General features: G+C 73.5%; 9 protein-coding genes. 2 read left to right on the top strand and 7 right to left on the bottom strand.

Features of this window, described 5'->3' with window-relative positions:
• The first annotated feature begins 22 nt into the window (after positions 1–22).
• Positions 23–1,687, top strand: a complete 1,665-nt coding sequence (locus tag WMF26_RS37085; RefSeq protein WP_437996568.1) for an NTP/NDP exchange transporter — start codon at positions 23–25, stop codon at positions 1,685–1,687.
• A gap of 2 nt (positions 1,688–1,689) precedes the next feature.
• Here the strand turns inward: WMF26_RS37085 and WMF26_RS37080 are convergent, their stop codons facing one another.
• The 5 genes from WMF26_RS37080 to WMF26_RS37060 form a co-directional block, all read right to left on the bottom strand.
• Complete coding sequence (locus WMF26_RS37080) at positions 1,690–3,270, bottom strand: GDSL-type esterase/lipase family protein (protein WP_437996567.1); 1,581 nt, start codon at positions 3,268–3,270, stop codon at positions 1,690–1,692.
• Between the two features lie 49 nt (positions 3,271–3,319).
• Positions 3,320–4,837, bottom strand: coding sequence for an FHA domain-containing protein (locus WMF26_RS37075; protein ID WP_437996566.1), 1,518 nt, complete (start codon positions 4,835–4,837; stop codon positions 3,320–3,322).
• 485 nt (positions 4,838–5,322) lie between these two features.
• Complete coding sequence (locus tag WMF26_RS37070; RefSeq protein ID WP_061623586.1) at positions 5,323–6,009, bottom strand: TIGR00266 family protein; 687 nt, start codon at positions 6,007–6,009, stop codon at positions 5,323–5,325.
• A 16-nt stretch (positions 6,010–6,025) separates the two neighbouring features.
• On the bottom strand, positions 6,026–6,694 hold the full coding sequence (locus WMF26_RS37065) for a TIGR00266 family protein (RefSeq protein WP_437314527.1): 669 nt from the start codon (positions 6,692–6,694) through the stop codon (positions 6,026–6,028).
• Between the two features lie 19 nt (positions 6,695–6,713).
• Entirely contained in the window at positions 6,714–7,409 is a 696-nt protein-coding gene (locus WMF26_RS37060; RefSeq protein ID WP_437950843.1) for a TIGR00266 family protein, read from the bottom strand.
• Between the two features lie 158 nt (positions 7,410–7,567).
• On the opposite strand from WMF26_RS37060, the gene WMF26_RS37055 reads away from it, so the two are divergent.
• Complete coding sequence (locus WMF26_RS37055; RefSeq protein ID WP_437996565.1) at positions 7,568–10,165, top strand: protein kinase domain-containing protein; 2,598 nt, start codon at positions 7,568–7,570, stop codon at positions 10,163–10,165.
• An 87-nt stretch (positions 10,166–10,252) separates the two neighbouring features.
• On the opposite strand, the gene WMF26_RS37050 is transcribed toward WMF26_RS37055, so the two are convergent.
• Complete coding sequence (locus WMF26_RS37050) at positions 10,253–10,774, bottom strand: hypothetical protein (protein ID WP_437996564.1); 522 nt, start codon at positions 10,772–10,774, stop codon at positions 10,253–10,255.
• 9 nt (positions 10,775–10,783) lie between these two features.
• Positions 10,784–12,769 (bottom strand): AarF/UbiB family protein, encoded by a 1,986-nt coding sequence (locus tag WMF26_RS37045; protein WP_437996563.1) that lies wholly within the window; start codon positions 12,767–12,769, stop codon positions 10,784–10,786.
• Between the last annotated feature and the right edge of the window lie 28 nt (positions 12,770–12,797).

The raw sequence follows: 12,797 nt of genomic DNA, 5'->3' as shown, positions 1-12,797 counted from the left end.
TTGTCCCGGGATGGAGCGGCGCGTGGCGAGCACTGGCGAGAACGAGACACCGGCCCGAGGGGTCCTTCACCGGCTCCTGTCGATCTTCGCCGAGGTGAAGCCGCGCGAGGTCTTCAGCGTCCTCGTGCTGACGCTGAACGTCTTCCTCCTGCTCACGGGCTACTATCTCCTCAAGGTGGTCCGCGAGCCGCTCATCCTCGCGGGCGGCGGGCTCGAGATCGGCGGGCAGAAGCTCGACCTCGACGGCCCCGAGGTGAAGGCCTACGCGGCGGCGGGCCAGGCGCTGCTCCTCGTCGGCGTGGTCCGCGCCTACGGCGCCATGGCCCGGCGCTTCGGGCGCATGCAGCTCACCACCGCGCTGACGCTCTTCTTCGCCGGGAACCTGGTCCTCTTCTTCTTCCTCGCGCGCCTCGGCGTCCCCCTCGGGGTGCCGTTCTACCTGTGGGTGGGCTGCTTCAACCTCACGGTGATCGCGCAGTTCTGGTCGTTCGCCAACGACGTGTACACCCCCGAGCAGGGCAAGCGGCTCTTCGCGATCGTCGGTATCGGGAGCTCGCTCGGCGCCATGTTCGGCGCGCAGATCGCGAAGCGCGTCTACGTGCCAATCGGCCCCTACAACATGATGCTCGTCGCGGCGGGCGTGCTGCTCGCCTGCCTGTGGCTCACCTACCTCGTCCACCGCGACGACCTCGCGGGCCCGGGCGGCGGGCCGAAGAAGGCCGACGCGCCGCCCGGCGGCGCGGCCGGCGGCTTCAAGATCATCGCCGGCGACCGCTATCTCCTCCTCATCGCCGCCCTGACGCTCGTCCTCAACTGGGTGAACTCGACCGGCGAGTACATCCTCGATCGCACCCTGATCGAGTCCGCCACGAGCGCGCTCGGCCAGGAGAGCGCGCCGGCCGCCGCAGGCGAGAAGGCGCCGGCCGACGCAGGCGAGAAGGCGGCGGCCGCCGCCGGCGAGAAGGCGCCGGCCGCCGCCGAGGGCGCGGACCCGGGCGCGCCGCTCGCCGCGGGCGCCCCGGTCTACCTCGTCGATCCGGAGGCGTCGCGCCTGCTCGAGGGGAAGATCGCCGCGGTCAAGGGCGGCGCGTTCGACGTCGAGGCCGGCGGCAAGGTCGTCGAGGGCGCCGAGAAGGGGCTCGTCCACCCGCGCACCGAGAAGGGGAAAAAGGCGGCGCTCGGCGCGATCATCGGCACCTTCAAGGGCGATTTCTTCTACTGGGTGAACACCCTCGGCGTCGTCCTGCAGCTCTTCCTGGTCTCCCGCATCTTCAAGTACTTCGGCGTGCGGTTCGCCCTGTTCATCCTCCCGACCATCGCCCTCCTCGGCAACGCGTCCCTCGCGGTCCTGCCGGCGCTCGCCGTCGTGCGCGTCGCGAAGATCGCCGAGAACAGCACCGACTACTCGGTCCAGAACACGGCGCGGCAGGCGCTCTTCCTGCCGGTCGGCCGCGACGCGAAGTACAGCGCCAAGGCCGCCATCGACACCTTCGTCGTCCGCGCGGGCGACGTGCTCGCCGCCGTCGGGGTGATCGTCGGCCAGGTGCTCGCGCTCTCCGTCCGGCACTTCGCCATGGTCAACATCGCGCTCGCGCTCGCGTGGCTCGGCGTCGTGGTCGGCATCGCCCGGGAGCACAAGCGGCGCGCCGCGGACGAGCAGGACGCCGAGGACCTGAAGGCCGCGTAGCCTCAGGGCCGGCCCGCCGCCGCCTCCGCCTTCCAGGCCTCGTAGGCCTCCATCAGGGCCAGGTACACCCAGCGGCCGATCACCTCGGCCCCCGCGCCCGACGGGTGCGCGAGATCGGCGCCGCCGAGCCCCCGCTGGACCCATACCCCCATCGAGCCGGAGCCGCCCATCGCGCCGAACGTGTCGAAGTAGCCGCACCCGACCTGCCCGGCCACCCGGCGCTGGATCGCCGCGAGCTTCGGGATCACCGGCCGGCTCCGGTAGACCTCGCCCTTCTTGTCGGCGCGGTCCATCGGGCCGACGAGCAGGCACGACGACTCGGGCAGCGCCGCTTTCACCTGATCGAGCACCGCCTTCATCGTCGACTCGACCTGATCGAGCGGGAACAGCTCGCCGTCCTCGCTCTCGTTCATGCCGTACTGGAACACCGTCAACGACGGGTTCCGCGCGCGCAGCTGCTCGGCGAAGTGGGCGTCGTCGCTCTTGTCGAGGAAGCGGATGCGGCAGCCTTGGATGCCGATCGCGTCGAGCACCACCCCCGGCGTGTCCCGCTCCATCCAGACCCCGAACGCGCGCACCCCCGGCCCGCGCGCCCACACCTCGAGCGCGTGCGGCCCGTCGGGCACCTCGTAGGTCGCGATCGCCGAGCTGACCGCGTCGGCCCGCGTGTCGATCGTCTCGCGGCTCTCGCCGTCGATCTTGATCTCCATCCGCCCGCCGTCGGGGTGCTTCAGGTAATCGACGGCGAACCGCGACACCGCGCGCCCGTAGCTCCCGGTCTCCGCGGTCGCGAAGCGCGAGAACACCCCCGCGCCCTGCGAGCGGAACGACACGCCCCCGAGCCCGTACAGCCCGTCCTTGGCGAACGGGCCGACGACGCGGCTCACCTGCCAGCCCGGGCCGGCGGAGCGCACCACGTCGTTGTGGAAATATCCAGGCCACGCGTTGGCCATCAGCATGAACCCGTGGCCCGCGTCGCCGAACCGCTTCTGCAGCTTGCGCCGCAGCGTCGCGGTCACGAAGTCGCTCGCCACGATGGAGTCGCCGAAGTAGGTGACGCGCGCGATCGACCCCGGCGCCTTGCGCTCCACCGCGGCGAGCGCGCGGAAGAACGGCGTCATCGCCTTGCCGCTCGGGTCCTCGATCGGGCGCGGCGGCTTCCCCTCGGAGGCGACCGCGGCCGGCACGAGCTCGGCGGCCGCGGGCGGCAGCGCGACCTCCTCGGGCTGGCGCAGCTCGGCCTGCTCGGTGGTCTCCGTGGCGAGCGTCGTCTCCCCGACCGACGCGACGGGCGCCGGCGCCGGGACCACGACGAGCCCCTCGCCCTCGGGCAGCGGCGTGAGCAGCCGCAGCCGCGAGAGGCTCGGGTGCGCGTAGGGCAAGAGCACGAGCAGCGCGAGCGTGGCCAGCGCGCCGGCCGCCGGCGAGACGAGCCCGTTCCGCGGCGGCGAGCCCGCCGGCGCGCCTCCCGCGGGCGGCGCGCCGCGCCCGCCGGGCGGGGGATCGCCGCGGTCGGCCGGCTCGCGATCAGAGGGCCCGTGGACGGCCGGCTCGTGGGCGCTGGTGCTGCTCGTGGAGGTCATCGATGCGCGGACGGGAGAGGAGGGGGGCGCTCTGCGACGGCGTGCCCGCTCAGAGGCCGGCGTCCGGAGGAGCGTTGCGCTTCTCCAGCTTGTCCAGGGCCGCGGTCGCCCTGTCGCGGCAGCTCATGTCGCCCTGGTGGATGCAGATCGCGCGCAGCAGCTTGATCTCGCTGGCCGACGCGCGCCCGCCCCAGACCTTCGGCTCGAGCGCCTTTCGCTGCGCCGGGTACGAGCTCGAGTCGAGCGGAGCGCTCGCCTGCGGGGCCCCGGTGCCCGCGGCGCTGGGCGTCGAGGACGCCGGCGGCGCTGGCGTGGGCGTGTGCGCGTGCTGCTGCGGGGACCAGGACATCTGCGGCGCGCCCTGCGGCGCGGGCTCCGGCTCGGGCGGCGCCTCGGGGTCGACCTGCCGCCGCATCTCGGCCACCCGCTCGCGGAGCGCCGTCGGGACGCCCGGGGTCTTCGCGATCTCGTTGAGCAGCGAGAGCTTCTCGCCCTTCGTCGCGGCCCGCTCGACCTGCTGGAACATCCCCTCCGCCCAGCGCTCCTCGATCTCCCGGAAGCGCTGCGTCTCCCGGGCCGGCGCCGTCTCGGCGATCTCCTGCAGCTTCCGGTGCGCGGCGTCGATGTTCCCCGCGCGGAGGTGCTCGTGCGCCGCGTCGAGGATCTGCGCGTCGTTCCCCCCGACCTCCGGCGTCGCGGGCCGCGCGTCCGGCTCGGGCGCCGCCGGCCCCTGCGAGCGCGCGCGGGTGACCGCGACCACGGCGATGGCGAGGATCACCGCCACCGCGAGGAGGATCCCCACCGCCTTGCTCGCCCCGCCGAGCGAGCGGGACGACTGCACCGCGGGCGCCACGCTCCCGTACACGCCCGCCGAGGCGGCGCCGCCGTCCGGTCCGGCGCGAAAGATCTTGCCCGCGGCGACGAAGCGGAGCCGCACGTCGCCGAGCTCGAGCGCGTCGCCCGCCTCGAGCAGCCCGCGCTTCAGCTCGACGCCGTTGATGCGCACGCCGTTGGCGCTCTGCTTGTCGACGACCTCGTAGCGGCCGTTGCCGAGGCTGATGAGCTCCGCGTGCAGGCGGCTCACGGAGCTGTGGTTGATCGAGATCGTCGCGTCCTCGGAGCGCCCGATGGTGAAGCGCTCCCCGTCGAGCGGGAACTCCGCGCCGGGCGTCGGGCCGACGACCATGACGAGCCGGTTCGGGCGGGTGTGGAGCGGCAGGTGCGCCGTGCTGCGGCTGCCGGGCGGCGGCGTGGGGCTCGTCACCGCGGACGAGAGCGCCTCATCGACGATCTCGATGCGGTAGTCGCCGAGCTGCACGAGGTCGCCGTGGCGCAGGTGCTGCTCGCCGGTGACGCGGCCGCCGTTGACGAACGTGCCGTTGTAGCTCTCGAGATCGCGGATGATCCAGCCCTGGCCGTTCTTGACCAGCGTCGCGTGGCGCCGCGAGACGTTGCGGTCGGTCAGCCGGATCGAGTTCGACTCTCCGCGCCCGAGCGCATACTCCTCATGGGCGAGGGGGAGCCCCGTCTGTTTCCCCTCGTCATCCTCGATCGTCAGCTTCCACATAGCGGGTTCGGGGCATTCAGGCGACGCCAGGCTCGCCCCGCGAGCCGCTGTGGATCGGTGGCATCCGCCGCTCGCCGTGCGAGCCTCCTCTTCGAGGCCGGACTACTTTAGCGAGTCCGCCTCCGGGAAGGCAATGACGGCGCGTCGGCCGATGGCGAGCGGCCGGGACCGCGGCGTTTCGCCGGCCTCCGGCGGCCAGCGGCCGACGGCGGGGGGCAAGAACCCGGCGGGCCAGCAGGCGGGCGCGCGGGCGAGGGCGCGCTCGCAGGCGCCGAGAGCCGCCGTGCGCCGCGCGCCGCCGGCTGGACGCGGTGTTGCCGCGCCCGCAAGCGGCGTCGCCGCGCCCGCACGCGGTGTCGCCGCGCCCGCAAGCGGCGTCGCCGCGCCCGCAAGCGGCGTCGCCGCGCCCGCGCACAGCCGCGGCGGAACGTCGCGGCCGCGCGGCGTTCCGCCCCGGGTCCGCGCTCGGCGCGGCGCGCAGCGGGCTAATGGCCGCCTCCCACGGGCCGAAACGGGTGGAGGAACGCCGACAGCGCCCCCGGGTTCCGGGTCTGCAGCCAGAGCCGCCCGTGGCCCTGGAGCTCGCAGACGAGCCCCTCGCCGGACAGGAACAGGCCCTTCAGGCCGGCCAGCTTGCGCACCTGATACCGCAGGCCCTCGGTGAACGCGAGCAGGTGTGTGTTGTCGCAGATATATCCCTGGTGCTCGCGCCCGACGTCGATCGCGTGGATACCGCCGTAGCTCGAGAACCAGATCAGCCCCTCGCCGTAGGCCCGCAGGAGCGACAGGCCGCCGGCGAAGAAGCCCTTGGCCCCCTGCCACTTCGTGTCGAGCGTGATGCCGGGCGTGGAGGCGAGATAGGCGCCCGACTGGAGGAAGACCTCCATCCCCGAGCGCAGGATGATGCGCTCGATCGACCCCTCGGGCGCCGGCGCGAGCCGCATGGACTGCATGGGCGCGGTCGCCGTGAACGTGTTCTGGAAGAGGCTCTCTCCGGCCGTCAGCCTGCGCTTGAGCGCGCTGGCGAGCCCGCCTTGCAGGCTCGTCTTCATGTCGATGGCCGCGTCGCGCGCGACCATCGCGCCGCTCTCGGCGATGATCTGCTCGCCGGCGTGCTCGAAGGTCACGTGGAGCACGCCGAACTCGGGGTTGTCTCGGATCTCGTCGCGCACGCCTTCCCCTCGGTCTCTAGGGTTGCCGCGGGGCGAGCCGCGCGCCGATCGCCGCGCCGTACCGGCCGGCGTTGCGCGACTGGACCCACAGGCTGCCGCTGCCCTCGACGTGGCAGACGAGCCCCTCGCCCGAGAGCCACGTGCCGAGCCACGTCGACGTGTTCTTGCCGATCCGGCACGAGAGCGTCGACTCCCACGCTGCGAGGTGGCCCGTGTCGATGACGACGTGGCCTCTCACCGGGAGCTCCTCGAGCGCGCCGAAGGCGCCGATGATCATCTGACCTTGCCCGGCCGTCTCGAGGGCGAAGAGCCCCGCTCCCGAGAAGAAGCCGCGCAGGCCGCCCGAGCGCGTCTTCACCTCGACCTCCGGGCTGGACGCGACATAGGCGCTGCTCTGGACGCACCATTGCCTGTCGCCCACCTCGAGCACCGCCATGTCCCCGGACAGCGGCGTCGCGAACAGCACCTCTGCGTGGCCGCCCTCCGCGATGAACGAGTTCCGGTAGAACGACTCTCCGGCCAGCATCCGCTTCAGGCCCGACATGATGCCGCCCGACTGCGTCTCCACCCGCACGTTGGTCGACATGCCCACGAGCGCGCCGCTCTCGGCGATCACGTGCTCGCCCGGCGCGAGCCAGCACTGCGCGAGGGCCTGGGAGGGACGGTAGAGGAGATTCACCTGCATCGGACGTCTCCGTCGCCCCTCAGGGCGGGAGCAGCGGCGCGAGCCACCCCACGAGCGCGCCGGCGCTGCGCGACTGGATCAGCACGCGGCCGCGGCCGGTGAACTCGCACACCACGCCTTCGCCGGAGACCATGAGGCCCATGAGCCCCCCGCCAGGGCTCCTGATCTTGAGCGCGAGCGACGCGTCGAACCCGACGAGGTGCCCGCTGTCCACGATGAGCGACCCGTCGCAGGGGAGCTCCTCGATCGCGCCGTAGCTCGTGATCCAGAGATCGCCGACGCCGGAGGCCTCGATGAAGAAGACGCCCTCGCGCGCGAGGACGGCGCGCAGCCCACCCCAGCGCACCTTGACGTCGATGTCGCCCGCGCTCGCGAGGTAGGAGCCGGCGCTGAAGAGCATCGTCTCCCCGCGGAGGGGGACGTGCTTGACGCGGCCGCTGAGCGGCGGGGCGAGCCACACCCACCCGCCCTCCGGCGCCTCGATGTGGTTCACGAAGAACGTCTCGCCGCCCGCGAGCTTCCGGAGCAGCGCGACGACTAGCGCCTTGAGCCGCCCGAAGAGCCCGGCGCCGCGGCCGGCGTTGAGCCGGACGACCGTGCGCAGGCTCGGCGAGCGCGCGACCATCGCGCCCGCCTCCGCGAGCAGCGCCTCGCCCGGATCGAGGCTGACCTCCAGCAGCGCGGACGACGGCTCATGCTTGGTGCGATGCTGCATTCGTCTACCCGCGGGGCACGTACATATAACGGACCCACGGCGGGAGCGGAAGCGGGAAGAAGGTGTGTCGAGGTGAGCCGGCGCGGCGTATTTCATGTTTTCTGTCCAGCGGCTCGCTCGCGCTGACTTCTACCCTTCGGCGTGGGTAGACTGAGCGCGTGAGCGACAGGCGACTTACGGCCTCCGAGCCGACGCCCCGCACCGAGCCGCGCAGCGAGCAGGGCCAGGGGTCCGGCTTCGTCGCCGCGCCCCAGCGCATCGCGGGGCGCTACGAGATCCTCGGCCTGCTCGGCACCGGCGGCATGGGCAGCGTCTATCGCGTCCGCGACCTCGAGCTCGACGAGGTGGTCGCCCTCAAGATGCTGCGGCGCGATCTCGCCGACTCGGCCGGGATGCTCGAGCGCTTCCGGCAGGAGGTGAAGCTCGCGCGCCGCGTGACGCACCGGAACGTCGCGCGGACGTTCGACTTCGGCGACCACGAGGGCGAGAAGTTCCTCACGATGGAGTGCGTCGACGGCGAGTCGCTGCACAGCGTGCTCGCGCGGACGGGCCCGATGCCGGCGCAGCAGGTCATCGGCATTGGCTGCGCCCTGTGCGACGGGCTCGGCGCCGCGCACGCGGCCGGCATCGTGCACCGCGACCTCAAGCCCGAGAACGTGCTCCTCGACAGGGGCGGGCGGGTCGTCATCACCGACTTCGGCATCGCCCGCACCTCGTCCGGGCCGAGCGCCGGCGAGTCGTCCGGCTTCGTGCTCGGCTCCCCCGCGTACATGTCGCCGGAGCAGCTGACCGGCGAGCCCGACATCGACGCGCGCACCGACATCTACGCGCTCGGCATGATCCTCTTCGAGTGCCTCACCCACCGGCGCGCCTGGCCGGGCGCCGGCGCGATCGCGGCCGCGATGGCCCGGCTCAGGTCCCCGCCGCCGGATCCGCGCTCGGTCCGTCCGGACGTGCCCCTCGCCGTCGCGGACGTCGTCCTGCGGTGCATGGCGACGCGCCGCGAGGATCGCTACGCGAGCGCGGCCGAGGCTCACCGCGCGCTCCTGCTCGCGCGCTCGCGGGTGTCGATCGCCCCGCAGCCGGCGCAGTCGCTCGCCTCGGTGATCGCCGCGTCCGCGGCCACGGCCGCGCCGACCGCGCCGCAGCCGATCGAGCAGAACCCGACCCGCGTCGCCGCGTCGGTCGAGGCGGTCACCGCGCCGCAGCCGCGGCTCATGTCGCCGACGCTGTCGGCGCCCGCGCCCACGCCGACGCCCACGTCGCCGCCCTCGTCCGCGTCCTCGCCGGGGCTGAAGACGGTCGCCGTGCTCCCGTTCCGCAACGTCGGCGCCCCGGACGACGAGTACCTCGCCGACGGCTTCACCGAGGATCTCACCGACACCCTCTCGATGACGGCCGGCCTCAAGGTGCGGCCGCGCGCCGCGGTGTCCCGGGTGCGGCTCGACGGCCGCGACCCGCGGGACATCGGCCGCGAGCTCGGCGTGCAGGTCGTGGTCGAGGGGTCGCTCCGCCGCACCGGCGGCGGCTACGGGCACGACGCGCCGCGCTCGCAGCCGTCGGCGCCGTACTCGCGGCCGGGCTCGCGCCTGCCGCCGGCGGGCGTGCGCGTGACCGCGCGCGTCATCAGCGTCGAGGACGGGTTCCAGCTCTGGGCGAAGCGGTTCGACAGCTCGCCCGAGGCGCTGCTCGCGGTGAGCGACGACGCGGCGAGCGCCATCGCCGGGGCGCTCACCGTCGACGCCGCCAGCCGCGAGCGCGAGGCGCCGAGCGACCCGCGCGCGATCGACCTGTACCTGCGCGCCCGCCACCAGCTGCGGCACCTCTGGTACGGCGACGCCGCGCCGGCCGTGTCGCTCTTCGAGGAGGCGCTGTCCTTCTCTCCGAACGACCCGAGCATCCTCTCCGGCTACGCCATCGCCTCGGCGCGGCTGATGGCCGCGCAGGGCGACGGCAGGGCGCAGCTCGCGAAGGCGCAGCAGGCGGCCGAGCGGTCGATCGCGCTCGCCCCCTCGCTCGGCGAGCCGTGGGTGGCGCTCGCGACGGTCCGCTTCAGCGCGAGCGACCCCATCGGCGCCGTGCCGGCGCTGCGCAAGGCGCTCCAGCGCGCGCCGAGCCTGGCCAAGGCGCACGAGCTGCTCGGCCGCATCCTCCTCGAGGCGGGGCTCGTCGACGAGGCGGTCTTCCGGCTCGACACGGCGCTGTCGCTGGACCCGGGCGAGCTGTTCCCGCGCTGGGAGCTCGCGCGCGGCCGGGCGCTGGTCGGCGACTGGGCGGGGGCCGGCGTGCTGCTCGACACGCCCGCGGAGGACCCGTCGAGCCGCTTCCACAAGGCGATCATGCGCGCCCGGTTCGGGCTGTGGCGCGGCGCCCCGTACCCCATCGACGACCTCTTGCCGTCGTCGGCGGAGAACGTCCCGGTCCAGTACGCGCGCATCTACCGCGACGTGCTCGCGACGTCGCGGCTCTCGGACGAGCAGCGGGCGTACTTGCGCGCGAAGTCGGACGGCTCGGAGCCGGGCAGCCGCCTGCGCCCGCTCTTCCTCCAGATGGAGGCGGAGATCCTCGCCTTCCTCGGCGAGGACGACGCGCTCTTCCGCACGCTCGCGAGCGCGGTGGAGGCGGGGCTCTTCGACGCCCTCTGGATGCAGCGCTGCGCGGTGCTCGACCGCGCGCGGTCCTCCGCGCGCTTCGCCCCGCTCCGCGCGCGCGTCGAGGAGCGCGCCGCGGCGGTCGTCGCCGCGTTCAGGGCCTGAGCGCCGCGGGCCGCGCGCGATCGGCGCTCAGGTCGCCGCCCAGATCGGCGCCCAGATCGGCGCCCAGATCGGCGCCCAGATCGCCGCTCAGCCCCTGCGCGCGCTCTTGGCGCCGCGGGAGACGGCGGGCATCAGCACGTCGCCCTCGACGTGCCCGGCGACGTCGAGGAGGGTGCGCCCCTCCGCGTCGCGCCCGGGCCGCTCCCGCGTGTAGCGCGCCGCCGGGGCGGCGAGCACGACCCCGAGCTCTCGCGCCGCGCTCGTGAGCTCGGCCGACAGCGCCGCGTCGATGAGCCGGGACCGCTCGCCGCTCGACGAGCCGGCGGGGATGGCGACGGCCACCGAGCCCGTGACGACCCCCTCGCGCGCGAGCAGCCCGTGCGGCGAGCCGGTCGTCCGCGCGAGCGTCAGCGCCACGCGCGCCGCCTCGAGGCGGTCGCGCGCGGCGGCGAGCGACGCGGCGCCGCGGCGGAGGATCTCGCGCGCGTCCTCCCCCGGGTCGCCGCGGTACGCCTCGGCGAGCTCCGCGTTCGCCTCCCTGATCCGCGTGATCTCGGCCTCGGCGGCCGCGATCTCGGCCTCGTACTGCGACAGATCGATCGAGCTCATAGCGTGTCGTCAACCTCGGTTCGTGAACAGGATGCTCCCCGCGAGCAGCGCGCCGGCCGCCGCGGCGCCGTAGAGGCAATAGCGCGCGAGCGCCGCGTGGCCAGCGAGGTAGAGCTGCAGCCCCGCGAAGCCCGCGGCGATCGCGAGCGCCGCGTAGATGAGCTGGCGCACCCCCGTGTACACGAGCGACGCGGCCTGGGCGAGGCCGCGGATCTTCACCTCGGCCTCGCCGCGGTTGGCGCGCGTGAGGTACTTGCGCAGGTCGTCCGGGATCGTCAGCGCCTTGATCCCCATGTCCTTCGCCGCGTCGAGGGCGATCTGCGCCCAGTCGCGGCTGCCGAGGACGAAGTCCTGCAGGTACGGGCGCACGACATCCATGGGGTTGAGGTCCGGATCGAGCTGCGTGCAGACGCCGGTGAGCAGGAGCAGGGTGCGCTCGAGCAGCACGAAGTCGCGCGGCACGTGGAACGCGCCGGAGAGCTCCTTCAGGCCGATGTTCATGCGCCTGAGGTCGATGAGGCTCTCGATGCCCTTCTGCGGGTCGAGCTTGATGTCCTTCAGGTTGAAGGACTCGAGCTTCACCTCGTCCTGGAAGCGCTGGTGGAAGAACTCGACGACCTTCTCGCTGACGTCGACGGTGTCGCGGCGCGAGAAGAAGCGCATCTTGCGCAGCGCCTTGATGATCCCCTCGGTGTCGCGGCGGATCACGGCCTCGAGGAACTCGGGGATGCCCTCGCGCATCTCCTGGGAGAGCTCGGCGACCGCGCCGAAGTCGAGCAGGATGAGCTCCCCGTTCGGCCCGACCAGCATGTTCCCCGGGTGCGGATCCGCGTGGTAGATGCCGTCGATGAAGATCTGCTGGCAGAAGACCTGCACGATGTGCCGGGCGAGCGCCTTGCGGTCGACGCCGTGCGCCTCGAGGGCCGCGACGTCGCCGACCTTGATCCCCTCGACGAACGTCGTCGTCATCACGCGCCGCGTGCAGTAGGGCTCGATGGGCCGGGGGAAGCGGACCTGCGGCTGCTTCGCGAAGTTGTCGGCGATGCGCACGATGTTCCTGGCCTCGCGCACGAAGTCGAGCTCCTCCAGGATCATCGAGCGGATCTGGTGGTAGTAGGCGTCGAGCCCCTGCACGGGGACGAACTTCGCGACGATCGCCATGATGCGGCGGATGGTGAGCAGGTCGAGGCGGACGATCTCGTCGATGTCGCGGTGCTGCACCTTCACGGCGACGCGGGTGCCGTCCATGAGCCACGCCTCGTGGACCTGGCCGAGCGACGCGCTCGCGAGCGGCTCGCGGTGGAAGCGGGCGAAGACCTGGTCGATGGGCCGCCCGAGCTCCTCGGCGATGCGCGCCTCGATCTCCTCGTAGGGGCGCGGCGGCACCTGGTCCTGGAGCCCCTCGAGCCCCGCGCGCAGCGTCGCGGGGAGGAAGTTCGCCATGATGCTGAGCATCTGGCCGACCTTGATGAAGAGGCCCTGGAGCTCGACGATCGTGCGCTCGATGCGGCGGGCGTTCCTCGCGTGGACCTCGTCCACGCGGCCCTGCGCCCACGCGTCGCCGAAGAGGCGGCGCAGGAAGAAGAACCAGAGGTAGCTCGCGATGACGGTGAACGTCGTCAGGTAGGCGCGGACGAAGCGGCCGCTCTGCGCGGCGTTCTGCCGGAACGAGCGCGGCGCCGCCGCGGGGCGCCGCGCCGGCTCGAGGGCCGCGGGCGCGGCGCCGGCAGCATCGGGCGGCCTCGATGCGGTGGTCGCGCCGTCGGGCGGCGTCGACGCGGTGGCCGCGCCGTCGGGCGGCGTCGACGCGGTGGCCGCGCCCTCGGGCGGCGTCGACGTGGTGGCCGTGCCGTCGGGCGGCCTCGGCGTGGCGCCGTCGGGCTCCCGATGGATCGCGCCGGGGCGCAGCTCGCCGGGCGCGCGCGCGGGCTCGGTGGGCGAGCGAAGCAACCCGGGGGACGGGCCCTGCTGTTCCGGGGCGGCGCCGTGTGACACCGCGGCAGCCTAGCATCGCTCGGCGTCA

This window comes from Sorangium sp. So ce185 (genome assembly GCF_051526825.1).
In the GTDB taxonomy this organism is placed as follows: domain Bacteria; phylum Myxococcota_A; class Polyangia; order Polyangiales; family Polyangiaceae; genus Sorangium; species Sorangium cellulosum_D.
The sequence above is the reverse complement of the archived record's forward strand: the minus strand, read 5'-3'. Positions and strand labels throughout refer to the sequence as shown.

Bases quoted from the DNA above. Each gene is read 5' to 3' on its own strand.
- WMF26_RS37060 (WP_437950843.1), bottom strand. From the start codon at position 7,409: ATGCAGCATCGCACCAAGCATGAGCCGTCGTCCGCGCTGCTGGAGGTC.
- WMF26_RS37050 (WP_437996564.1), bottom strand. From the start codon at position 10,774: ATGAGCTCGATCGATCTGTCGCAGTACGAGGCCGAGATCGCGGCCGCC.
- WMF26_RS37065 (WP_437314527.1), bottom strand. From the start codon at position 6,694: ATGCAGGTGAATCTCCTCTACCGTCCCTCCCAGGCCCTCGCGCAGTGC.
- WMF26_RS37080 (WP_437996567.1), bottom strand. From the start codon at position 3,270: ATGACCTCCACGAGCAGCACCAGCGCCCACGAGCCGGCCGTCCACGGG.
- WMF26_RS37075 (WP_437996566.1), bottom strand. From the start codon at position 4,837: ATGTGGAAGCTGACGATCGAGGATGACGAGGGGAAACAGACGGGGCTC.